This window comes from Micromonospora sp. WMMD558 (genome assembly GCF_049315255.1).
Taxonomy (GTDB): domain Bacteria; phylum Actinomycetota; class Actinomycetes; order Mycobacteriales; family Micromonosporaceae; genus Micromonospora.
Map to the genome: position 1 here is coordinate 2,511,922 of NZ_CP186061.1, position 22,543 is coordinate 2,534,464.

Sequence of the window (22,543 nt, forward strand, 5' to 3'; positions counted from 1 at the left end):
AAGCGTTGTCCCGGGCTCGAATGCTCCGGCCTCAGGCCGGTCGCACCACCACGAGCACTGAGGCAACCCGTTCCGCCCGTACCGTCGCCATGGCCGCCCGCAGCCGGTCGGCCCGCGAGCTGGGCGCTCTGTAAGGACGAAGGGCCCCTCCCGGCGGAGGGGCCCTTCTTTCGTACCCGTCACGTCGGGCGCGTCCGGTCCTTCCGGGCGCGCCCGCCCTGTCGTCAGGCGACCGGCGCGAAGCCGGGCAGCCACCGTTCCAGGATGCCCCGGTACGGCGCCTTGGCCTCCAACTGGCAGAGCACCCCGATCGACCCGAGCGTCACCCGGTGGATCAGCAGGTACGACGGGGGCAGGTTGAGCTGCCGGCCGAGCTGGTGCGCGGGGGAGCGGGGGTTGGCCAGCCGGGCCGCCTCGGCGCGCAGCCAGGCCCGGGTGAACCGGAACTCCTCGCCGGCGATCGGGGCCAGCATCGGACGGAGGAAGTCGAGCACCGCCTGGGCGTCGATCGGCTCGGAGGCGCTGATGAACCCCTCGGCCCGCAGGCCCGCCACCACCTCGTCCGCGTCGTCACGCAGGGCGAGCGCGGCGATCCGGCCGATCGGTTCCGGCGTGCCCTCGGGCATCCGGGCCACCGCCCCGAAGTCGATCACGCCGAGCCGTCCGTCGGACATCAGCCGGAAGTTGCCCGGGTGCGGGTCGGCGTGCAGCAGCCCGGCGCGCTGCGGCGCGGAGAGGTGCAGGGTGGCCATCAGCCGGCCTGCCTCGTCCCGCTGCTCCTCGGTGCCGTCGCGGATGATGTCGGCCAGCGGCGTGCCCTCGACCCACTCCGTGACCAGGACCCGGGGCGACGCCGAGACCACCCCCGGGATGTAGATCTCCGGGTCGTCCGCGTACGCGGCGGCGAAGGCGCGTTGCGACTCCGCCTCCAGCTCGTAGTCGAGCTCCTCGGTGATCCGTTCCCGCAGCTCGACCAGGAGCGGTTTGACGTCCAGCCCCGGCTGGATCGCACGGAACATCCCGCCCAGCCGGGAGAGCTGCTTGAGGTCGGCGAGGAGAGCGTCGCCCGCGCCCGGATACTGGATCTTGACGGCGACGTCGCGGGTGGCCGGCGCGCCCGCCGGCCCGTAGCCCGGGTCCCGCCAGAGCGCACGGTGCACCTGGCCGATGCTGGCGGCCGCCGCCGGGGTGTCGTTGAACTCGACGAACCGGTCCCGCCAGTCGGGGCCGAGCTGCTCGGCGAGCACCTTGTGCACGCTCGCCGCCGGCAGCGGCGGCGCGGCCTCCTGGAGCTTCGTCAGCGCCTGCCGGTAGGGAGCGGCGATCTCCTCCGGCAGCGCCGCCTCGAAGACCGACAACGCCTGGCCGAACTTCATCGCGCCGCCCTTGAGCTGGCCGAGGACGCTGAAGAGCTGCTCGGCGGTGCGCTGCTGGATCTCCGCGGAGATCACGTCGGAGGCGAGCCCGGTGACGCGCTTACCCATGCCGAGGACGGTCCGGCCGGCGAAGCCGAGCGGCAGAGCGGCGAGCTTGGCGGTCCGGGACACGGCCCGGCGCGGGATGTCGGTCACCCGGTCATTGTTACCGACTCGACGGGCCCGCGGCTGCCGTGCGGCGGGGCTGGGGTGCCCGTCCGGCGAACGCGTCCGCCGCGGCGGTGGGCCGGGGTGCCCTTCCGGCGTTCCCGTCCACCGCCACGGTGCCGGCGGCGGGCCGCTCCGGTCGCGCGGTGTGCCGTCGCCGGGAGCAGGCGCAGGACGGATGGGGAGCCCAGAGCCGGCGGCGCAGCCGACCCGCGGCGGTCACCTCGACGGCGCAACCGAGGGTCTCCGGCGTGCTGCCGTCGAGGTGGGCCAGTGCCTCCGCGGTCGCGTACGCCGCCGCGGCCAGCAGGGTCGGCGTCGCGCACATCGCTTCGGGCCCTCCGGCGGCGAGCTGGGCGGCGAGCGCCGGCCAGTCGGCATCCCGGTCGGTGCGGTGCAGGTCGAGGCAGTTCAGGCAGGGCCCGACGGGTGGCCGGACCAGGGGACCGACCACCGGCACGCCCTCGCGGAGGTCGACCGGCAGGTGCACCTGGCGGCGCTGGGCGTGGGCCGCGGCGACCAGGGCGGCCGGCCGGTCCGTACCGAACTGGACCACGAGGTCGGCCCGGCCGGGGCGGAGCGGACCGGTGGCGGTCCCGGGAGCGGTGCGGGCGAGCGCGTCGCGGACCGCGTCGTCGAGCGGGCGACCGAGATCGGCGGCCGGGATCCCGCTGCCGACCAGGTCGGCCGGACCGACCGGGCCGCTCAGCTGCGGCCGGACGTGGCCGATCCCGGCCTGAGCCAGGGCGAGCGCGACGGGGGCGCCGAGGCGACCGGCGCCCGCGAGCACCACGCGCGCGGCCAGTCGGCGGCGCAGCACCTGGGCCGGTGTGCCGGGTAGGCGCTCGGCGGTCAGGGCGAGGGCCCCGGCCTCGGTGGCCAACCGGGCCCGTGCCGGGCCGGCCAGGTCGCGTGGCACCAGCGTGTGCGCGGCGACCACCAGACCGGCGCCGCGCAGCGTGTCGAGCAGCGTACGGGCCTCGTCCCGGCCGACGTCGATGGTGGCCGCGTGCTGCAGGACGCGCCGCTCGCTGCGGGTGCCGTCCAGCAGGTCGAGCAGCCGGGCCGCCCGGGGGTTGGCGATCTCCAGCAGGACGGCCCGGCCGGGGTCGACACCGAGCTGCAGGGTGTGTCGGTCCCGCCAGAGGCGGGTGAGGCCGGGCAGGAGGGTGGGGCGGGGCAGCGTGGCACGGGTCATGACCACGAATCGTGACCGAGTCCCTGCTGTCCGTCGATCGTTGTCCACAGGTGCCCACGACCCTGTCCAGCGTTGTCCACAGGGTCTGGCGGGTTTTCCACAGGCGCACCGGGTGTCTGTCCGGCAACTGACAGTTGCCGGAAACGGCGGAAGGGGTGGCCGGCGGCCACCCCTTCCGCGCGACCCGGACGGTTCAGACCTTCGCCTTGCCCAGGATGCGGTTCACTGTTGTGCCGCACACCGGACACTTGCCCTTGGCCATGTTCATCCCGGTCTTCGAGACCTCGACGTGCCCCTCGAAGTCCCGCTTCTCCTTGCACTTGACGCAGTAACCGTTGTAGGTCTGGGCCTGGTCGGCCACGGTGCCCTCCTCGTCTCGTCCGCCGGCGAACCCTCATCCGGCGGTGTTCCCGGCGGCGGGCCACGGGATGGCTCCGGCGCTGGGCCTTTCGTCGCGGCCACTGTCGTGACCGCTGGTCCGCGGACCCTACCCAGGTCTGGGCAGTTCCATGTCAGCTCTGCATCGACACTGTGAGCAAGTTGACGTCGAGAGTGTGCATGGCGAATTAGGTCTGATAAGTGAGTTTGGCGGGGACACGCCGACCGGAGCCCCGCAAATAGCCCGTAGGGCACCCCCGCGTGCCGTACGCCTGGATGATCACTTACGGTGAGAGGGCGCGGTCGAGGGACGCCGCCGGCCGCTACGGACCGTGGCCGGAGACGCTCTGTCACAGAAATTTTCGGGACTCCTGGCGACCAATCCCCATTTTCCGGGCGCGTGTCGTCGTGTTGACTCTTGCGGACCCCTGGTCACCACGCAGTAGCTTTCCCTCGTGGCAGGAATCCGAGGCTGCGCGGCCCGCTGATGGCAGGGGTGCGTAAGCCGGTCGTCGAGGTACGGCGCAGCCAGCGCCGGCGACGGACGGTGTCCGCGTACCGGGACGGTGAGCGCGTCGTCGTCCTGATTCCCGACCAGTTCTCCCGCGCCGAGGAGAGCGAGTGGGTCGACCGGATGCTCGCCCGGCTCGCCGCCCGGGAGGGCCGGCTGGCCCGGTCCGACGCCGAGCTGCTCGCCCGGGCCACCCGACTGATCACGCTCTACCTGGCCGACCACGGCCCGGAGGCGGTTCCCAGCAGCGTCCGCTGGGTGACCAACCAGAATGGCCGGTGGGGCTCCTGCACCCCGGCGGACCGGACGATCCGTATCTCGCACCGGGTCCAGGACATGCCGGACTGGGTCATCGACTACGTCCTGCTCCACGAGCTGGCCCACCTCATCGTCCCGAGTCACAACGCCCGGTTCTGGGAGCTGGTCGGTCGGTACCCGAAGACCGAGCGCGCCCGCGGCTACCTGGAGGGCGTCGCCGCCGTCTCCGCCTCCTGACCGCCGATCCACCACGACGGGGCCACCCGCCGCGCCGCCGGCCCCTGCTGATGATCCACATCATGACGGCGGCACGGCGGTGTCCGGGGCCGGCTGATCGAGCGCTGCCGGCGGCATGGAGTCGATCTCGAACGGGACCCGGCGTAGGGTCGTTCCGTGGCCCGACGGTTGGTGGTGGCGTTGCTCGGCCCGGTCGCGTGGTCGCCGCCGGGTGTCGACCCGGTCGCGTGGCGGACCGCGCTCGCCGAGGACGTCGTCGACCTGCTCGCCACCCTGAACGAGGTCGAGACCGCGGTCGCGGTGACCCCGGCCGACCGGTGGTTGGCCGACGCCGTGGTCTGGCCCGGCACGAGGGTGTACGAAATCCCGGAGCCCACCGTCAACGCCGTGCTCGACGTGTGCGGGACCGGCCGCCCTGCCGGACCCGGCCTCGCCCGGGATCCGTCGGCCCGGATGCCGGGCGGTGACCCGGGGCCGACCGGCGGGCCCGCGACGGCGGGGCCCGGTCCGGAGGCCGGGGACGGGCCGGTCACCGCTTCGCCCGAGCAGGCGGCGTGGGCCGAGGCCGGTCGTCCGGCCGGCGCCGACAGCGAGGTGCCCTCCGGGCGCTACGACCAGGTGGCCGTGATCGCCGGTGACGCACCGGACCTACCCGGGCTGATTATCGGCAAGCTGCTCCGGCCCCTCACCACCAGGCCGGTCGCGGTCGCGCCGACCGAGGGCGACGGTCCGGGCCTGCTCGGTGTGGCGGCGCGGCTGCCCGTACCAAAGTGGTTGCCGACGCTGGACCTGGACAGCGCGCGGCCCGCGGCCGTGCGGGCGGCGGCGCCCCGCCCCGGCGACCTCGCGGTGACGCCCGCGTGGCACCGCCTGCGCGGCCCGGGCGACCTGGCCCGGCTGAACCCGGCCCTGGAGGGCTGGGACACCACCCGAGCCCTGCTCTCCGGCGCCGGCCGCCCAGGCTGACCGCCCCGCGCCGCACAGTCCCCGGTTGCGGCAGGTCAGCGGCCGGACACCCCGACCTGCCGCAACCGGCGACGATCAGGCTCGTCAGCGCTCCGGTGACGCTCCGGGCCCCTCGTCCGACTCGCCCGGGGCCTTCTCCTCCGGCCCGCCCGGCGCGCTGAAGTCGAAGCTCTCCAGCTCCCCGAGGTCCAGCTGGGACCGGGCGAAGGCCACCGGGTCGGCGAAGTCGTCGTCGGACGGCAGCAGGTCGGGGTGGCCCCACAGGGCGTCCCGGCCGGCGATGCCCCGGTGCTCGGTGAGCGCCGCCCACAGCGCCGCCGCCTCCCGCAGCCGGCGCGGGCGCAGCTCCAGGCCGACCAGGGCGGCGAAGGTCTGCTCGGCCGGCCCGCCCGCGGCCCGGCGCCGCCGGAACGCCTCGCCGAGCCGGACGACGTTGGGCAGCCGGCCGCCGGCCGCGCTGTCCACCACGTGGCACACCCAGCCCTCGACCAGGGCGAGCGCGGTCTCCAGCCGGGCCAGCGACGCCTTCTGCGCCGGGCTGTCCTCCGGCGTGAAGATGCCCTCCAGGGCGATCGCCTGCATCGACTCCGGGTCGGTCGGGTCGACCCGGCCCATCGCCTCCTCGATCGCCTCCCGGTTGACCCGGATGCCCGAGGCGTACATCTCCACCGCGCTCAGCACGTGCCCACGCAGCCACGGCACGTGCTCGAAGAGCCGCTGGTGGGCGGCCTCGCGCAGCGCCACGTAGAGGCGGACCTCGTCCTCGGGCAGCTCCAGGCCGGCGCCGTACTCCCGGATGTTGGCCGGGATCAGCGCGGCCGTGCCGGCCGGGCCGAGCGGCAGCCCGATGTCGCCGGCGGAGAGCACCTCCGCGGCGAGCGAGCCGAGGGCCTGGCCGAGCTGGCCGCCGAAGAGCGCGCCACCGAGGGTGGCCACCATCGACTGCATCGGGCCGAGCTGGGCGCGCGCCTCCGGCGGCACCAGGTCGCCCATCGCGCCGACCATCCGGCTGGCCACCGGGTCGCACAGCTTGCGCCAGACGTCGAGCGTCTTGTAGATCCACTCGTTCCGGTTCCACGCCACCGAGCTGTGGATGCCCGAGGGCAGCGCCGACGCCGGCTCCAGCCACAGGTCGGCCAGGCGGAGCGCCTCCTCCACCGCGTTGCGCTCGTACGGCGAGACCGCCGGGTCGCCCGACGCGGCGAGCTGGCTCGCGGCCACCTGGCGGGCCAGGTCCCAGTTCACCGGGCCGCTGCCGGGCGCCGACAGCAGGTGCTGCAACTGCGACATGAACTGCTGCATCTGTGCAGGGTCGTTGGGGTCTGGCGGTTGCCCACCCGGGAGCGCGAAACCGAACGGAATATCAGGCACGAGGTCTACGGTACGCGCGCCGCGCCCCAGGTCGCGCCTGCTGGCGTTGCGCTCAGGGCGAAGTCCCGGCTCGTCCGGCGGGGTGAACCGGACCGGTCGGTACGCTCTGCCGCATGAGACGTCGCGGCGTGACCGTCCTGCTCGGTGCCCTGCTCACCACCCTGCTCAGCATCGGCGTGCTGGCCGCGCCCATCCCGTACGTGGTGCTCGGCCCCGGCCCGACCGTCAACACGCTGGGCGCCGAGAACGGCAAGGAGGTCATCCAGATCACCGGCCGGGAGACCTCCACGTCGGCGGGGCAGTTGCGGCTGACCACGGTGGGGGTGCAGCCCTCGGTCAAGCTGCGCTCGGCCATCCAGGGCTGGTTCTCCGACGACGAGGCGGTGGTGCCCCGCGAGCTGGTGTACCCGCCGGGGGAGAGCCAGGAGGAGGTCGAGGAACGCAACGCGGAGGACTTCAAGGTCTCCCAGACCAGCGCCGAGACGGCGGCGCTGCGCGAGCTGGGGTACCCGGTGCAGGTGGTGGTCAAGACGGTCGCCGCGGACGGCCCGTCGAACGGCGTCCTCAAGCCCGGCGACGTGGTGACCTCGGTCGACGGGCAGCCCGTCACGGTGGCGGCCCGGCTCACCGAGCTGATCCGCGCCAAGCCGGCGGGGACCGCCCTGGAGATCGGCTACACCCGGAACGGCGCCGCCGCGACCGCCCGGATCACCAGCCGGGAGCAGGACGGCCGGCCCCGCATCGGGGTCGAGATCGACCAGCAGCAGCCGCACCCGTTCACGCTGACCATCGACCTGGAGGACATCGGCGGCCCGAGCGCCGGCCTCATGTTCGCCCTCGGCATCATCGACAAGCTGCGTCCGGAGGACCTGACCGGCGGCCGGATCATCGCCGGTACCGGCACGATCGACGACGAGGGACGGGTCGGCCCGATCGGCGGCATCGCGCAGAAGCTGGTCGGCGCGAAGGACGCGGGGGCCACCGCGTTCCTGGTCCCGGCCGACAACTGCGCCGAGGCCGTCCGCAACCCGCAGCCCGACCTGCCGCTGATCAGAGTCGCCACGCTCGACGACGCGCTGACGGCCCTGGAGGCACTGCGTACGGGCGGTGACGCACCCCGTTGCTGACCACGGCGCGCCACCCGACGTGACCGTGGACCGACACGTTCAGGAAGACCCCGTACTCTGGTTGCCTGGTCGGAGCCGATCACATCGAGCGTGCGGAGCCAACAGTGGTCATGCGTAGCAGCGCCCCCCTGCCGAGGATGAGCCGACGCGGACGCGTCACGATCGGTGTCCTGGTCGGGGTGTTCGTGCTCTTCACCCTGCTCGGCTGGGGTGTACAGGCGTGGACCGACTGGCTGTGGTTCGGCGAGGTCGACTACAAGCAGGTCTTCACGGGCGTGCTCGCCACCCGGCTGCTGCTCTTCCTCGCGGTCGGGCTCGGCATGGCGGTCGTCGTGGGCGGCAACCTCTGGCTGGCCCACCGGCTGCGGCCCCGGCTGCGTCCGCAGTCCCCGGAGCAGGCCACCCTGGAGCGCTACCGGATGCTGCTGAGCCCGCGGCTCGGCATCTGGATCGCGCTGGTCGCCGCCGTGGTCGGCCTCTTCGCCGGGCTGTCGGCGCAGAGCCGGTGGAACCAGTGGCTGCTCTTCCGCAACGGTGGCAACTTCGGTGTCAAGGACCCGGAGTTCGGGGTCGACATCGGCTTCTACGTCTTCGACCTGCCGTTCTGGCGCTACCTGCTGGGGGTCGGCTTCACCGCCGTGGTGCTGGCGCTGATCGGCGCGCTCGCCGTCCACTACATCTTCGGCGGCGTCCGGCTCCAAGGCGTCGGCGACCGGATGAGCAACGCCGCGCGCGCCCACCTGAGCACGCTGGTCGCGGTCTTCGTGCTGCTCAAGGCCATCGCGTACGTGCTGGACCGGCGGGCCATGCTGCTGGAGTACAACGACGGCGCCAACGTGTACGGCGCCGGGTACGCCGACGTCAACGCGCTGCTCCCGGCGAAGGAGATCCTGGCCTACATCTCGGTCGTCGTGGCGATCGCGATCATCATCTTCTCGAACGCCTGGATGCGGAACCTGGTCTGGCCGGGCATTTCCCTGGCCCTGCTCGGCGTCTCCGCGGTCGCGATCGGCGGCATCTACCCGTGGGCGGTGCAGACGTTCGAGGTGAAGCCGAGCGCCCGGGACAAGGAGGCGCCGTACATCCAGCGCAGCATCGACGCGACCCGGGCGGCGTTCGGCCTGACCGGCGCGGAGACCACGCCGTACGCGGCGAGCAACCTGACGCCGCCGGCGACGCTGGCCACGGACACCGCGGTCGTGCCGAACGCCCGCCTGCTGGATCCGCAGCTGGTCAGCGAGACGTACACGCAGCTCCAGCAGGTTCGCGGCTTCTACGACTTCGGTCCCAAGCTCGACATCGACCGCTACACGGTCAGCGGCAAGACCCAGGACTACGTGGTCGGTGTCCGCGAGATCAACTACAGCGAGCTGACCGCTCAGCAGAGCAACTGGATCAACCGCCACACCGTCTACACCCACGGGTACGGCCTGGTGGCCGCCCCGGCCAACCAGGTCGTCTGCGGCGGCCAGCCGTTCTTCGTCAGCGGTTTCCTCGGTGAGAAGTCGCAGGAGGCGTGCGCCTCGCAGACCGAGCAGATCCCGGCCAGCCAGCCGCGCATCTACTACGGGGAGCGGATGGAGGAGGGCGACTACGCCATCGTCGGCAAGTCCGACCCCGAGGCGAACCCGGCCGAGTTCGACCGGCCGGTGGGCGAGGGCGGCGACAACGGGCCCGAGTCGTACTACACGTACACCGGCTCCGGTGGCGTCGAGATCGGCTCGTTCCCCCGCCGGCTGCTCTACGCCATCAAGGAGCAGGAGTCGAACTTCCTGCTCTCCGAGGCGGTCAACGAGAACTCGAAGCTCCTCTACGTCCGTAACCCCCGCGAGCGGGTGGAGAAGGTCGCCCCGTTCCTCACCGTGGACGGCGACCCGTACCCGGCGGTCGTCGGTGGCCGGGTTCAGTGGATCATCGACGGCTACACCACCGCCGCCACCTACCCGTACGCCGAGCGGATCAACCTCCAGACCGAGACCACCGACGAGCTGACCAACCGGGGCACCTTCCAGCTGGCCCGGGAGAACGTCAACTACATCCGCAACTCGGTGAAGGCGACCGTCGACGCGTACGACGGCACCGTCACGCTGTACGAGTTCGACGACAGCGACCCGGTGCTCAAGGCCTGGAACAAGGCCTTCGGCGGTGACCTGGTCAAGCCGAAGGCGGAGATCCCGGCCGACCTGAGCGCGCACTTCCGCTACCCGGCCGACCTGTTCAAGGTGCAGCGCAACCTGCTCACCCGGTTCCACGTGACCAACCCCGGCGACTTCTACTCCGGCCAGGACTTCTGGCAGGTGCCGAACGTGCCGGACGCGCCGGACAGCGGGCAGAAGCAGCCCCCGTACTACCTCTTCACCCAGTTCCCGGGGCAGGAGTCCCCGCGGTTCCAGCTCACCGCCGCGGTCACCCCGAACGGCCGGCAGAACCTGGCCGCGCTGATCTCCGGCTCGTACGTGGACGGGCAGCCACGGCTGGAGGTCCTGGAGCTGCCGGACCAGACCCGCATCTCCGGTCCGGTGCAGGTGCACCAGCAGATGACCAACAACGCCCAGATCCGGCAGCAGCTCAACCTGCTCTCGTCGAACCAGGCGCAGGTCCAGTACGGCAACCTGCTGTCCCTGCCGTTCGGCAACGGCATGCTCTACGTCGAGCCGGTCTACGTGAAGAGCAACCAGCAGGACGCGTACCCGCTGCTCCAGAAGGTGCTCCTGTCGTACGGCGACGGCGGCTCGTACGTCGTCCTGGCCGACAACCTCACCGACGGCATCAAGCAGCTCGTCGAGCAGGGCAAGCGGGCCGGCGCCACGCCCACCCCGCCGCCGCCGACCGGCGAGACCCCGCCGCCCACGCCGAGTCCGGGCGCCACGCCGCCCCCGCTCACCGGTGAGCTGGCCGAGGCCGCGAACCGCGTCCAGACCGCCATCACGGAGGTCCGCGCCGCGCAGGCCTCGGGCGACTTCGAACGGTACGGGCGGGCGCTGAAGGCGCTCGACGAGGCGATCACCGCCTTCCAGCAGGCACAGGGGGCGGCCGGGCCGACGCCGGCACCGGGCGGTACACCGGCGCCGACCGGCAGCGCCTCGCCGAGGGCCGGCGGCTGACGCGCACCGCGACCGGCGGCGCCCCCGGATCCCGCGAGTGGATCCGGGGGCGCCGTCGTCTTTTCGACACCCGCAGGTGCAACCCGCGGGACGGCCGTCCCGTTCTCAGGACAACGACAGTGACGGACCTTGGGGACACGTGATGGCGACATGAGGGACGCGGAGCGTTTCGACGAGTTCTACCGGAGCACCGCGCACCGGATGCTCCGCTACGGCTACGCGGTCACCGGCGACCACAGCGAGGCGCAGGACCTGGTGCAGGAGGCGTACGCCCGGGCCTGGCGGCAGTGGGGCCGGCTCACAACGCATCCGGCGCCCGAGGCGTGGCTGCGGCTGGTGGTGTCCCGGCTGGCCACCGACCGCTGGCGTCGGCTGACCGGCTGGCGCGCCCTGGTCCGCCGCACCGGCCCACCCGACCCGGTTCCACCCCCGAACGAGGACAGCGTGCTGCTGGTCGGTGCGCTCCGGCAGCTCCCGGCCGCGCAGCGGCAGGCGCTCGCCCTGCACTACCTCTACGACATGTCGGTGGAGGACATCGCCCGCGAGACGGACGTGCCCACCGGCACCGTGAAGTCCTGGCTGTCCCGGGGACGTGCCCGGCTGGCGGCTCTCCTGCCCGACCTCACCGACGAGCGACTGGAGGCGAACGATGTCGCGTGACCTGTCCGACTTCTACCGGTCGCTCGCCGACGAGGCGGACACCCGTGCCCTGCCCGTTCCGGAGACCCTGCGGCGTGCCGCCGACCGGCGTGCCCGGATCCGGATGACCGGCACCGCTGTCGCGGCGGCGGTCCTGGTCGCCGGAGTGGCGACCGGCACCCGGATCGGGTTCTCCGCCGAGCCGGCCCCGGTGGCGCCGCCGGGCGGGCCGACGGCCCCGGCGTCGACCCCGCCGTCCGCGCCCTCGTCGTCCCCGACTCCGTCGGCGCGCCCCAGCGGTACGCCGCAGACGTCGGCGTCGAACTCGATGCCCCCGGCTCGGCCGGGCCCGACCTCGATCCCGGATCGGGCCTTCTTCCGGCTCGCGGCGGCGAACGACAAGGGGGTCGAGAGTTTCGTCGACGCCGAGGTGCTGCCGTCGCTGTGCAAGGCGCGCTTCCCCAGCGACGACGCGATCGTGCAGCGTCGGAGCCGGCACCTCGCCTACAAGATGGCCGAGACACCGTCGGACTACGTCCCCGACGGCAGTTACGTGCACAGCATCACGATCTACAAGCCCGGTGGGGCCGACGACGCGCTGCGCGAGCTGCGCGAGGCGGTCCGGGCCTGCCCGGAGCAGCAGGGTACGGGCGGGGACAACCCGGCGACGTACCGGCTGCGGCTGCTCGACGACCATGGCTACGGCGACGCCTCGGTGCTCTTCGAGATCCGGTCGGACGCCCGCGACCTCGAGGGCAACCCGGTCGGCGGCGAGGAGGTGCGGCTGATCCGCGCGGTCCAGGTCGACGACGTGGTGACGATCCTGTGGGAGCAGGGCTGGGAGGGCACCTCCGCCGAGCGTGCGCAGGTCGACGCCGACAGCCGCCGCGCGGTGACCGCGATCGAGTCCTGGCTCGGCCGGCGCTGACGACACGTGGAGGATTCCGGCCCGCCGGAATCCTCCACGTTTCCGGCGTCTGGCCGGTCGTTTTGCGGCGGGCCGGGGTGGTGCGATACGGTTGACGGACCGACGCGGGGTGGAGCAGCTCGGTAGCTCGCTGGGCTCATAACCCAGAGGTCGCAGGTTCAAATCCTGTCCCCGCTACTCGTCCGAAGGCCCCGGAGATTCCTCCGGGGCCTTCGTCGTGTCCGGGCGCCGGTCCGGTCATTCCGGTCGCCGCCACGGGTGCTTCCACCCCGTCCGGGGGTGGCGGATCATGGCGGAGCGCCATGGGGTACAGTGGTGAAGCCGACGCGGGGTGGAGCAGCTCGGTAGCTCGCTGGGCTCATAACCCAGAGGTCGCAGGTTCAAATCCTGTCCCCGCTACTCGTCCGAAGGCCCCGGAGATTCCTCCGGGGCCTTCGTCGTGTCCACGCTGGGCCGGACCGGGGGTCGACACGCTCATCCGGGCCGTCTGCCGTGCCGCGGTTGCGCTTCTCGGCGAGGATGGGGCCATGTCTGCTTTCGGCAAGTGGTGGGGCCGGCTGGGCGCGGTCCTCGGTGCGGTGGTCCTGTCGGTGTTCGTCCCCGTGGCCGCCTGGGCGTCCACCGGCCCGGGCGAGATGGCGGTCGAGGCCGTCCGGCGGCGCCGTGGTGGCGGCTTCGGGTTCCTCGGGCTGCTCTGCTGCCTGGCCGTGGTGGCCGTGATCGTGTTCCTGATCCTCCGCATGATGCGCAACCGCCGCGGCGGCGGCCCCCGCTGACCCAGGCGGCCGCCGGGTGCCGGCCCGGCCGGCGAGCCCGCTCACCCCGGGCCACCGGCGCGGGCCGTACGCAGGCCACGTGGTGTACTAGGCCGCGTGGAACTTCTGCACTCGGGCAAGGTCCGGGACGTCTACGCCGACGGCGAGGACCTGATCCTGGTCGCCTCCGACCGCATCTCGATCTACGACGTGGTGCTGCCGACGCCCATCCCGGACAAGGGCAAGCTGCTGACCGCGCTCTCGCTGTGGTGGTTCGAGCAGCTCGCCGACCTGGTGCCGAACCACGTGATCTCCGCGACCGACGTACCGGCCGAGTTCGCCGGCCGCGCGATCCGGTGCCGGCGGCTGGACATGGTGCCGGTGGAGTGCGTCGCCCGGGGGTTCCTCACCGGCGGTGGGTTCGCCGAGTACCAGCGCACGGGCGCGGTCTCCGGCGTCGAGCTGCCGCGCGGCCTGGTCGAGGCGTCGATCCTGCCGGAACCGATCTTCACCCCCTCCACGAAGGCGCCGGTGGGGGAGCACGACGAGCCGATGACCTTCGCCGAGGTGGTGGACAAGGTCGGTGCGGAGACCGCCGAGCGGCTGCGCGGGATCACCCTGGACCTGTACCGGCGGGGCGCCGAGCTGGCCGCCGACCGGGGGATCCTCGTCGCCGACACCAAGATCGAGCTGGGCTGGGCGGCCGACGGCACGCTGATGGTCGGCGACGAGCTGCTGACCTCGGACTCGTCCCGGTTCTGGCCGGCGGAGTCGTACCAGCCGGGGCGCGCCCAGTTCTCGTACGACAAGCAGTACGTCCGGGACTGGGCCACCGACAGCGGCTGGGACCGGCGGGCCCCGGCGCCGGAGGTGCCGGCGGAGGTCGTCGAGGCCACCCGGGCCCGCTACGTCGACGTGTACGAGAAGCTCACCGGAGAGCGCTGGGACTGACCCGATACCCCGATTCTTCGGGTCGGGCTGGACCCACCGGCCGGTGACCGTCGAGGATGCTCTCGTCACCTTCGGTGCTCGTGCGGCTCTCGGGACGGTCGGATGAACGGCGACATGTGGATCAGGGCGCTCAAGGCCGCCCGCGCCAGCGCGGGCGTCTCCCAGGAGGCCCTCGCGGAACTGATCAGGTGGAGTCCGTCCACCATCGCGGCGATCGAGACGGGCCGGCGTCGGCCGACGCCCCAGTTCGCCACGGCGCAGACGAGGCGCTGGGCACCGGCGGCCTGCTCGCCGAGCTGCTGGCGGCGGCGGCCCGGCAGCAGTCACCGGCCTGGTTCGCGCCGTGGCGGGGGATCGAGGCCGACGCGGTCGCCCTCCGCACCTCCGAGCCGTCGCTGGTGCCCGGTCTGACGCAGACCGAGGCGTACGCCCACGCGGTGCTCAGCGCTCAGGGCACGCACACTCCTGACGAGGTAAACCAGCTCGTCGCCGGCCGGATGGCCCGCCAGGCGCTGCTGACCGGCGAGGACCCGAAGCGGTTCACCGCGGTCGTGGACGAGGGCGCCCTGCGCCGGGTGGTCGGTGACCGGGAGGTCCAGCGGGCGCAGCTGGAGCGGCTGGTCGAGCTGGCGGCGTTGCCGCACATCCGGCTCTACGTCGTCCCGGCGGCAGCCGGCGCGCACCCCGGGCTGGCCGGCGGCTTCGTGCTGGCCACGCTCCCGGACGGGGACGAGGTGGCCTACGTGGACGGAGTCTACGGTCAGGTTGTCGACCGGCCGGACGCCGTCGATACCATCAGGGTCATGTGGGACACGCTGCTCAGCGAGGCTCTCCCCGCGAGCGTGTCCGTCGAGCTGATCGGGAAGCTGGTGAGCGAGCTGTGAACACTGCCCCCACCCCTCGGTGGCGGGTGTCGAGCCGGTCCGGCAACGGTGGCAATACCTGCGTCGAGGTGGCCGACAACCTGCCCGACCGGGTGCTGGTCCGCGACTCCACGGACCGCGGCGGCGCCGTCCTGACCTTCGCGCCGTCGGCGTGGCACTCCTTCGTCGAGCTGGTCAAGTCCGCGGGCTGAGCTGTCGGCACCACCCTGCTGCGGGGACGGCGCGCGGCGGCCGTCGGTCCGCTCCCGGCCCGCCGCCCGTACGATGTGTGGACGTGCGTGACATCGCCGTCTTCAGCGGAACCGCCCACCCCGAACTCGCCGCCGAGATCTGCACCCACCTCGGCGTCCCGCTGTACCCGGTCCGGGTCTCCCGGTTCGCCAACGACTGCCTGGAAGTGCAGTTGCAGGCCAACTGCCGGGGGCGGGACGTCTTCCTGATCCAGCCGCTGGTGCCACCGGTGCAGGAGCACCTGGTCGAGCTGCTGCTCATGATCGACGCGGCGCGGGGCGCGTCGGCCGGCCGGATCACCGTGGTGCTGCCGCACTACGCGTACGCCCGGTCGGACAAGAAGGACGCGCCGCGCATCTCGATCGGCGGCCGGCTGGTCGCGGATCTGCTCACCTCGGCCGGCGCGGACCGCGTGCTCGCGATGACCCTGCACTCGCCGCAGGTCCACGGCTTCTTCAGCGTCCCGGTCGACCACCTGCACGCGCTGCGCGAGCTGGCGCTGCACTTCAAGGGTCACGACCTGAGCAACACCGTCGTGGTCTCCCCGGACCTGGGCAACGCCAAGGAGGCCGCCGCGTTCGCCCGCCGGCTCGGCACGCCGGTCGCCGCCGGTGCGAAGCAGCGCTTCAGCGACGACCGGGTCCAGATCAGCGCGGTCATCGGCGACGTCGCCGACCGGGACGTGATCGTGCTGGACGACGAGATCGCCAAGGGCAGCACGGTGGTCGAGCTGATGGAGCACCTGCGCAAGCTGAACGTCCGCTCGATCCGGCTGGCCTGCACCCACGGTCTCTTCTCCAGCGGGGCGCTGCAACGGCTCAGCGACCAGGAGGGGGTGCTGGAGATCGTCTGTACGAACACGGTCCCGATCCCGGCCGACAAGCGGGTGCCGAAGCTGCAGGTCCTCTCGGTCGCGCCGGCCCTGGCCGAGGCCATGCGCCGCATCCACAACGGCGAGTCGGTGAGCGCCCTGTTCGGCTGACCCGCCCCGCACTCCGCGATCTCGCGCTTCCCGGCCCCGGCACACCGGACCGGCGTGACGTGACGGCGACCCGAAGGTCAGTCGCGGGTGGGTTGGGGTGCCGGGGCCAGGGCCGTGGTGATGCGGACGATCGTGCCGGCCTCGCCGGTCTCGATCTCCATCGAGTCGCTCAGCTCGCGGGCCAGCCACAGGCCCCAGCCGCCCGCCGTGTCCGCCGCCGGCCGGCTGCGGTCGTGGAGCTGCTGCGTGCTGATCCCGTGCCCGTGGTCGGCGACCTCGCAGAGCAGGGCGCCCCGCTGCCGCCACAGCCGCAGCCAGCCGTGGCCGCCGCCGTGCCGGACCGCATTGGTGATCAGTTCGTTGACTGCCAGCACGAAGTCGTCCAGCCGCTGCCCCCGCAGACCGGAGGCGTGCGCGCAGGAGGTGACCGAGTGCCGTAGCTCGGTCACCTGAGCCTGGTCGAAGGCTTCGGCGATCAGGAGGGGAGAGTCGATGGGCACAACCGTACGCGGTGCGTGCGGTTCTGCGTTTGTCATGGCCCCGTCCCCGCAGCGGATCTCGTTGTCTTTCGCGGCATTTCCACCGTACGTCAGCGTTTCTCGACGCGCACCAGCCGGGCCCGCCGATTGCTCGTCGCGCTGTGGCATCGTGTCGACCGTGCCGACGTCCCCGGGTGGTTTCGAGGTCCCGCTCTGGCGGGCCATCGCCGTGTTCCGGGTGGCGTCCCTGGCGTACGTGTGCGTGGTGGCCGTACGCCACGCGGACCGGTACGCCCACCCCCTCGCCGCCGCCGCCGTGGTCCTGGTGATGGCGGCCTGGACGGTGCTGACCGCGGCCGCGTACGCGCGCCCGTCCCGGCGTGGCTGGCCGCTGCTCGTGGCCGACCTCGGTGTCGTCCTCGGCGTCGTCCTGGCCACCCCGTGGGTGGTCGGACGGGCGGCGCTCGCCGCCGGTGTCCCCACCCTGGGCGTGGCCTGGCTCGCCGGCCCGGTGCTGGCCTGGGCGGTGTCCGGCGGCCGGCGCCGGGGCACGGCGGCCGCGCTGGTGGTCGGTGCGGGGGACCTCGCCACCCGGGAGCGGATCGGCGAGTCCTCGCTCACCGGCGTGATCCTGCTGCTCCTCGCCGGCGTGGTGGTCGGGCACGTGGCCCGGCTCGCGGTGACCGCCGAGGAGCGGCTGCAACGGGCCGTCGAGCTGGAGGCCGCCACCCGGGAGCGGGAGCGGCTCGCCCGCGACATCCACGACTCCGTGCTCCAGGTCCTCGCGCTCGTGCAGCGCCGCGGCGCCCACCTCGACGGTGAGGCCGCCGAGCTGGCCCGGCTCGCTGGCGAGCAGGAGGCGGCGCTGCGCGCCCTGATCGCCGGCGCCGCAGCACCACCGGCCGACGACGGGCCGGCGGACGTGCGCGGGCTGCTCGGGCGGTACGCGTCGCCGTCGGTCTCGCTGTCGGCGCCGGCGGGCCCGGTACCGCTGCCCGCCCCGGTGGCCCGGGAACTGGCCGCGGCGACGGCCGCCGCCCTCGACAACGTGGCCCGGCACGCCGACGGCCGGGCGTGGGTGCTCGTCGAGGACGAGGAGGACACGGTCACGGTGTCGGTCCGCGACGACGGCCCGGGCTTCGCCGACGGCCGGCTGGCCGAGGCGGCGGCGCAGGGGCGGCTGGGGGTGGCCCGGTCCATCCGGGGGCGCATCGAGGAGCTGGGCGGGTCGGTCCGGATCACCTCCACCCCGGGCGCGGGCACCGAGGTCGAGTTGACCGTTCCCCGGCAGCGGACGTGAGGCGGCACATGGGCCGCGGCTCGACGTCCCGCCACGGCCGGGCGCCGACCCCGGGGAGCGGCCCGAGGACGAGCCGGGGAGCGCTCCGGGCCGCAGCACGGTGGAAGGAGGCGGCGTGGCACGGGTGATGGTGGTCGACGACCACCCGATGTGGCGGGAAGGTGTGGCCCGCGACCTGACCGAGGCCGGTCACGAGGTGGTGGCGACCGCGGGCGAGGGACGTCAGGCGGTCCGGGTGGCGCCCGCCGCGCGACCCGACGTGGTCGTCCTCGACCTGCAACTGCCGGACGTCTCCGGAGTGGAGGTGATCCGCGGGCTGCGCGCCGCGCTGCCCGAGGTCCGGGTCCTGATGCTGTCCGCCAGCGGCGAACAGCAGGACGTGCTGGACGCGGTGAAGGCGGGCGCCACCGGCTACCTGGTGAAGTCCGCGGCCCCGGCGGAGTTCCTGGAGGCGGTGCGGCGGACGGCGGCGGGGGAGCCGGTGTTCACACCCGGGCTGGCCGGTCTGGTGCTCGGCGAGTACCGCCGACTGGCGGCCGGCCCGTCCGCTCCCGACCGGGAATCGGCGGGCACACCCCGGCTCACCGAACGGGAGACCGAGGTGCTGCGCCTGGTGGCCAAGGGGATGTCGTACAAGCAGATCGCCGAGCGGCTCGCGATCTCGCACCGGACCGTGCAGAACCACGTGCAGAACACGCTGGGCAAGCTCCACCTGCACAACCGGGTCGAGCTCACCCGGTACGCGATCGAGCGGGGGCTCGACGACTGAGCGGCGGTCGGGAAACGCCACAGCGTGGTGTCCCGACAGCCTCTCGCGCGCCTCCCCCAGACGACGCCGCAGGCGCGTCTGGTTCAGACCGAGTGTGGCGGGCGCGTCTCGTGGATCGCCAGCTCCTCGGCGGTCGCGCCGCCACCGGCCGCCCCGGCGTCGTACGCGATCGAGTCGGTCTCCTGGTCGGTGTGGGCGCCCTCGTCCGGTTCCACCAACCGGCCCACCTGCGCGTCGGCGGTGCTGCCGAGCTGGCCGTGGTCGTAGAGCGACACCGGGGACCTCGGGTCGGACGTCGGCCCCGGATCGATCACGTCGGCGTCGAGCTGGGCCTGGGCGGCCTGCTCCTCGCTGTCCGCCTCGGCGGCGATGTCCGGGTCGACCGGGCCGGCCAGCGGGTCGTCGGCGGGACGCTCGTACTGTTCCCGGCCGAGCTTGTAGTCCAGCGACTCGCCGTCGAGCTGCTCGTCGGCGGTGGTCCCGAACCGGTCGACCGCCACCGGCGTCCGGTCGCCGGGCAGCTGGGCCGGCTCCGGGCCGTCCGCCTCACGCCCGGTCAGGACGTCGTCGTTGGCGGTCGAGTCGTCGTCGGCGGTGTCGGGCAGGCCCTCCGCCTCGGGATCGGACACGGGGGTCGGGTACTCGTCGTCGCGCATGCCAGTGCTCTACCCACTGCCCACCACCCCGTAACCGCCCGCCGAGGTGGTCAGGGGTGGTGCTCGGGGTGCAGAACGCACCAGACGACCTTGCCGTCCGGTACGGGCGTGGCGCCCCACCGCTCGGACACCGTGTCGATCAGCAGCAGCCCCCGCCCGCCGGCGGTGTGCGGCGGCGCGAACCCGGTGAAGGCGGGCAGCCGGGACGAGTGGTCGCGGACCGCCACGTGCAGCGCGCTGTCGCGGGGGGCCAGCCGGACGGTCATCGGGGTCCGGGCGTGGGCGACCACGTTGTTGACCATCTCGGTGACGGCGATGGTGCCCGGCTCGGTCAGCTCGGGCACGCCCCAGCGGTCGCAGCCCTCGCCGAGCAGTTGACGGGCCTGCCGGGCGGCCGCCACCACCGGCTCGAGGTCGGCGGTGAGCACGGCGGCGAGCGGTGTGGCCGCGAGGGACGCCAACGCGCCGTCGAGCGTCGGCCAGGCCGGCACGTTCCGTGCCGCACCGGACGGGTCGCAGAGCAACAGGTCGGCGGCGGGCCAGTCGAGGACCGCCCGACGGATCTCGCCGAAGACGTCCCACGTCGCCGGATCGGTCGCCCGCAGCCCGGTCACGTCGACCACGAGCGGGCCGGGCCGGTCGCTGAGCCGCCCGAGCAGCGCGTCCCGGACCGTGCCGGTGCTCGACGCGTCGAGCACGCCGCTGACCCGGACCACTCCGGAGGACTCGTCCGTCTCCACCAGGCAGCGCACGTCGGTCGGCATGATCGTCTTATTGTGCCCGCCCGTCCCGAGCCGCGCATCCGGCTGTTCGACGCGGTCCATCAGCGATCCGCCCGGCCGCGTCGGGTCATCGCGGCGACCGTTCCGACGGCCGTGCCGGCGGCGGCGAGCCCGAAGGCGGCGCCCATCCGGACCAGGTGCCGGCGCCGGCCGTGCCAGCCGCCGCGGCGCTCGGCGGCGGCGTCGGGCGAGAAGACGTTCCCGGTGCTGTCGAGGCGGGCGGCCGGCCCGAACTGGGTGCGGTGGGCGTACCAGCCGAGCGCCCGTTCGGCGAGCGCCGGGGCGACCCGCCACTGGAGGCCGATGAGGCGGGCGGCGCCCCCCGCGTACGCCTCCCGGCGGGGCCGCCGCAGCATCCGGACGATCGTCTGCGCCACCATCTCGGGCGGGTACACGGGTGGCGGTGGCACCAGCTCCCGGCCGCTGTGGTTGGCAGCGTGCCGGAAGAACGGTGTGTCGATCGTGGCGGGCAGCACCGTGCAGATCGAGATGTCGCCCCGGCCCGTGACACGCAGTTCCTGACGGACCGTGTCGGCCAGCCCGCGGATCCCGTGTTTCGTCGCGTTGTACGCCGACTGGTACGGCATGGCGACCTCGGCGAGCACCGAGGCGTTGTTCACGATCACGCCTCCGCCCCCCGCACCGAGGTGGGGCAGCGCGGCGCGGATGCCGTACGCGGTGCCGAGCAGGTTGACCTCCAGCACCCGGCGGAACTCCTCGACGGGTATCTCGTCGAACAGCCCGACGGCGCTGACCGCGGCGTTGTTGACCCAGCCGTCGATCCGGCCGAACTCCGCCACCGCCCGCTCCGCGAGCTGTTCCACGGCCGCCGGGTCGGTCACGTCGGTCGGGACGGCGGCGGCGCGCCCGCCGAGTTCGAGGCAGCGCTGCGCGACCTGGTGCAGGGCGGGGTCGCTGCGGGCGGCCAGCACGACGGCGGCGCCCCGGCGGGCGAGCGCGTACGCGGTGGCCGTGCCGATCCCGCTGGAGGCCCCGGTTATCACCACGACGGCGTCGGCGAGTCTTCGGGTGAGAGGCATTCTCCGCCCGTACCCCACCGGGTGGGGGTCATGCGGAGAACCTTGCCGGGATCCAAGGCCCTTGATCATTGCCGCGGGACAATTATGCGCGGCACCCGTCAGCCTCTTTCCGATCTGCCAGGTTTCGGCTCCCGGACCCGGGGTTAATGGGACCCTCTGACCGGGAGGAGCAACGCGGAGAAGATCGCCTGGAGGTGACCCATGCGCGTCGGCCTCGTCTGCGCGCACGCCGACCCGTCGCGGCGTGCCGGCGGCCCGGCCGTCGGGACCCACCACCACATCGCGCGGGTGGCCGCCGAGCTGGCCGTCCGGGGCCACGACGTCCGGGTGTACGAGCGCCGCGACGCCCCCGACCAGGCGGCGACCGAGACGGTCGACGGTTACCTCGTCGAGCGCGTCCCGGTCGGTCCCGCCGCGGGCCTGCCCACCGCCGAGCTGGTCCCGCACGTCGCCGAGTTCGGCCGCTGGCTGGCCGACCGCTGGGCGGGGGAGTGGGCACCCGAGGTGGTGCACGGCCACTACTGGGTGGGCGGGCTGGCCGCGGCGCACGCGGTCCGCGAGACCGACATCCCGGTCGTGCAGACCTTCCACTCGCTCGGCGTGGAACAGCTCCGCCACCTCGGTCCCCGCTACGACGCACCGGAGGAGCGGATCCCGTTGGAGCGCGCGCTCATCCGGGCGGTCGACATCGCCGTGGCCCAGTCCAACGACGAGGTCGACGAGCTGACCCGGATGGGCCTGCAACGCACGTCGGTGGCGCTGGTGCCCCCCGGCGTCGACACCGGGCAGTTCCATCCCGACGGCGAGGCGGCGCCGCGCGAGGCGCGAGCCCGGATCCTCTCCGTGGGCGCCCTGGACCCCGGCCACGGCCAGGAGGACCTGATCCGCGCCATGCGGCTGGTCGGGGACGCCGAGCTGGTGATCGCCGGCGGCCCGCCCGCCGAGCAGCTCGCCGGGCACGCCGAGGCGCGCCACCTTCGGGAGGTGGCCGAGCGCAGCGGGGTGGCCGACCAGGTGACCCTGGTGGGGGCGGTGCCGCACGAGCAGATGGCCACCTGGTACCGCTCGGCCGACGTGGTTGCCTGCACCCCGCGCTACTCGACCGCCGGGCGGGTGTCGCTGGAGGCGATGGCCTGCGGCGTACCGGTCGTCGGCTACGCGATGGGCGGGATCGCCGACGCGGTCGTGGACGAGGTGACCGGGCGGCTGGTGCCGGCGGGCGACGTCCGGACCCTCGGGGTGACGCTGCGCCGGTTGCTCGCCGACAACGCCGGGCGGTTCGCGTACGGCCACGCGGCGGTGGACCGGGTGCGGTGCAGCTACACCTGGGACCGGACCGCCGGCGCGCTGGAACGGCTCTACGAGCGGGTGATCGGCCGCCGGAAACCGGTCGAGGCGGCCTGACGCCGCCGGG

23 protein-coding genes and 2 tRNA genes are annotated in these 22,543 nt (G+C 73.5%); 17 read left to right on the plus strand and 8 right to left on the minus strand.

The features are described 5' to 3' along the window. Window positions 1–224: 224 nt before the first annotated feature. From ACN26Y_RS12270 to ACN26Y_RS12280, 3 genes are all read right to left on the minus strand, one after another. Entirely contained in the window at window positions 225–1,571 is a 1,347-nt protein-coding gene (locus ACN26Y_RS12270; protein WP_155330411.1) for an ABC1 kinase family protein, read from the minus strand. 10 nt (window positions 1,572–1,581) lie between these two features. Further along, a complete protein-coding gene (locus tag ACN26Y_RS12275; RefSeq protein ID WP_155330412.1) occupies window positions 1,582–2,781 on the minus strand; it encodes a hypothetical protein in 1,200 nt (399 codons plus the stop codon). A 193-nt stretch (window positions 2,782–2,974) separates the two neighbouring features. Further along, complete coding sequence (locus ACN26Y_RS12280; protein WP_007464795.1) at window positions 2,975–3,142, minus strand: DUF5679 domain-containing protein; 168 nt, start codon at window positions 3,140–3,142, stop codon at window positions 2,975–2,977. A gap of 504 nt (window positions 3,143–3,646) precedes the next feature. Between ACN26Y_RS12280 and ACN26Y_RS12285 the strand changes: the two genes are divergently transcribed. Together ACN26Y_RS12285 and ACN26Y_RS12290 are read left to right on the plus strand one after the other, a co-directional pair. Further along, window positions 3,647–4,165: a M48 family metallopeptidase gene (locus ACN26Y_RS12285; protein WP_155330413.1), complete on the plus strand. Its 519-nt coding sequence runs from the start codon at window positions 3,647–3,649 to the stop codon at window positions 4,163–4,165. A gap of 156 nt (window positions 4,166–4,321) precedes the next feature. Beyond that, complete coding sequence (locus ACN26Y_RS12290) at window positions 4,322–5,131, plus strand: hypothetical protein (protein ID WP_230688970.1); 810 nt, start codon at window positions 4,322–4,324, stop codon at window positions 5,129–5,131. Window positions 5,132–5,215: 84 nt separating this feature from the next. Here the strand turns inward: ACN26Y_RS12290 and ACN26Y_RS12295 are convergent, their stop codons facing one another. Beyond that, complete coding sequence (locus ACN26Y_RS12295) at window positions 5,216–6,433, minus strand: zinc-dependent metalloprotease (protein ID WP_155330414.1); 1,218 nt, start codon at window positions 6,431–6,433, stop codon at window positions 5,216–5,218. A 182-nt stretch (window positions 6,434–6,615) separates the two neighbouring features. Here ACN26Y_RS12295 and ACN26Y_RS12300 point away from each other — a divergent pair, with 182 nt between their 5' ends. From ACN26Y_RS12300 to ACN26Y_RS12355, 12 genes are all read left to right on the plus strand, one after another. Further along, window positions 6,616–7,629 carry a YlbL family protein gene (locus ACN26Y_RS12300; RefSeq protein WP_155330415.1) on the plus strand — a complete coding sequence of 338 codons (1,014 nt, stop codon included), beginning with the start codon at window positions 6,616–6,618 and terminating at the stop codon, window positions 7,627–7,629. 110 nt (window positions 7,630–7,739) lie between these two features. Beyond that, window positions 7,740–10,733 carry a UPF0182 family protein gene (locus tag ACN26Y_RS12305; protein ID WP_196255841.1) on the plus strand — a complete coding sequence of 998 codons (2,994 nt, stop codon included), beginning with the start codon at window positions 7,740–7,742 and terminating at the stop codon, window positions 10,731–10,733. Window positions 10,734–10,883: 150 nt separating this feature from the next. Further along, window positions 10,884–11,393, plus strand: a complete 510-nt coding sequence (locus ACN26Y_RS12310; RefSeq protein WP_155330417.1) for a SigE family RNA polymerase sigma factor — start codon at window positions 10,884–10,886, stop codon at window positions 11,391–11,393. Further along, entirely contained in the window at window positions 11,383–12,300 is a 918-nt protein-coding gene (locus tag ACN26Y_RS12315; RefSeq protein WP_155330418.1) for a hypothetical protein, read from the plus strand. The genes ACN26Y_RS12310 and ACN26Y_RS12315 overlap by 11 nt, the downstream gene beginning before the upstream one ends. 103 nt (window positions 12,301–12,403) lie before the next feature. Beyond that, a tRNA-Met gene (locus ACN26Y_RS12320) sits at window positions 12,404–12,477 on the plus strand. A gap of 148 nt (window positions 12,478–12,625) precedes the next feature. Further along, window positions 12,626–12,699: transfer RNA gene (locus ACN26Y_RS12325), tRNA-Met, on the plus strand. Window positions 12,700–12,827: 128 nt separating this feature from the next. Further along, window positions 12,828–13,076 carry a hypothetical protein gene (locus tag ACN26Y_RS12330; protein ID WP_155330419.1) on the plus strand — a complete coding sequence of 83 codons (249 nt, stop codon included), beginning with the start codon at window positions 12,828–12,830 and terminating at the stop codon, window positions 13,074–13,076. 96 nt (window positions 13,077–13,172) lie between these two features. Next, the gene (locus ACN26Y_RS12335; RefSeq protein ID WP_155330420.1) at window positions 13,173–14,006 is read left to right on the plus strand and encodes a phosphoribosylaminoimidazolesuccinocarboxamide synthase; all 834 of its coding nucleotides are present in this window, start codon (window positions 13,173–13,175) and stop codon (window positions 14,004–14,006) included. A 114-nt stretch (window positions 14,007–14,120) separates the two neighbouring features. Then, window positions 14,121–14,417 carry a helix-turn-helix transcriptional regulator gene (locus ACN26Y_RS12340; RefSeq protein ID WP_230689054.1) on the plus strand — a complete coding sequence of 99 codons (297 nt, stop codon included), beginning with the start codon at window positions 14,121–14,123 and terminating at the stop codon, window positions 14,415–14,417. Then, a complete protein-coding gene (locus ACN26Y_RS12345) occupies window positions 14,405–14,890 on the plus strand; it encodes a DUF5753 domain-containing protein (protein ID WP_230688971.1) in 486 nt (161 codons plus the stop codon). Before ACN26Y_RS12340 ends, ACN26Y_RS12345 begins: the two co-directional genes overlap by 13 nt. 26 nt (window positions 14,891–14,916) lie before the next feature. Beyond that, window positions 14,917–15,081, plus strand: a complete 165-nt coding sequence (locus ACN26Y_RS12350; RefSeq protein ID WP_230688972.1) for a DUF397 domain-containing protein — start codon at window positions 14,917–14,919, stop codon at window positions 15,079–15,081. A gap of 83 nt (window positions 15,082–15,164) precedes the next feature. Continuing rightward, complete coding sequence (locus ACN26Y_RS12355; protein WP_155330422.1) at window positions 15,165–16,103, plus strand: ribose-phosphate diphosphokinase; 939 nt, start codon at window positions 15,165–15,167, stop codon at window positions 16,101–16,103. Between the two features lie 77 nt (window positions 16,104–16,180). Here ACN26Y_RS12355 and ACN26Y_RS12360 read toward each other — a convergent pair whose 3' ends face one another. After that, window positions 16,181–16,639, minus strand: coding sequence for an ATP-binding protein (locus tag ACN26Y_RS12360; RefSeq protein WP_155330423.1), 459 nt, complete (start codon window positions 16,637–16,639; stop codon window positions 16,181–16,183). Between the two features lie 121 nt (window positions 16,640–16,760). Here ACN26Y_RS12360 and macS point away from each other — a divergent pair, with 121 nt between their 5' ends. Beyond that, on the plus strand, window positions 16,761–17,882 hold the full coding sequence (gene macS, locus ACN26Y_RS12365; RefSeq protein ID WP_422734739.1) for a MacS family sensor histidine kinase: 1,122 nt from the start codon (window positions 16,761–16,763) through the stop codon (window positions 17,880–17,882). Between the two features lie 127 nt (window positions 17,883–18,009). After that, window positions 18,010–18,651, plus strand: coding sequence for a response regulator (locus tag ACN26Y_RS12370; protein ID WP_422734923.1), 642 nt, complete (start codon window positions 18,010–18,012; stop codon window positions 18,649–18,651). 83 nt (window positions 18,652–18,734) lie between these two features. On the opposite strand, the gene ACN26Y_RS12375 is transcribed toward ACN26Y_RS12370, so the two are convergent. Genes ACN26Y_RS12375 through ACN26Y_RS12385 form a run of 3 tightly spaced genes read right to left on the minus strand, consistent with a single transcriptional unit; the run spans window position 18,735 to window position 21,129 of the window. Continuing rightward, on the minus strand, window positions 18,735–19,307 hold the full coding sequence (locus tag ACN26Y_RS12375) for a DUF5709 domain-containing protein (RefSeq protein ID WP_155330425.1): 573 nt from the start codon (window positions 19,305–19,307) through the stop codon (window positions 18,735–18,737). 50 nt (window positions 19,308–19,357) lie between these two features. After that, complete coding sequence (locus ACN26Y_RS12380) at window positions 19,358–20,071, minus strand: ATP-binding protein (protein ID WP_422734740.1); 714 nt, start codon at window positions 20,069–20,071, stop codon at window positions 19,358–19,360. A 59-nt stretch (window positions 20,072–20,130) separates the two neighbouring features. Continuing rightward, window positions 20,131–21,129 carry an SDR family oxidoreductase gene (locus ACN26Y_RS12385; protein WP_155330427.1) on the minus strand — a complete coding sequence of 333 codons (999 nt, stop codon included), beginning with the start codon at window positions 21,127–21,129 and terminating at the stop codon, window positions 20,131–20,133. A gap of 201 nt (window positions 21,130–21,330) precedes the next feature. On the opposite strand from ACN26Y_RS12385, the gene ACN26Y_RS12390 reads away from it, so the two are divergent. Beyond that, window positions 21,331–22,533 (plus strand): glycosyltransferase, encoded by a 1,203-nt coding sequence (locus tag ACN26Y_RS12390; RefSeq protein WP_155330428.1) that lies wholly within the window; start codon window positions 21,331–21,333, stop codon window positions 22,531–22,533. The last annotated feature ends 10 nt before the right edge of the window (window positions 22,534–22,543 follow it).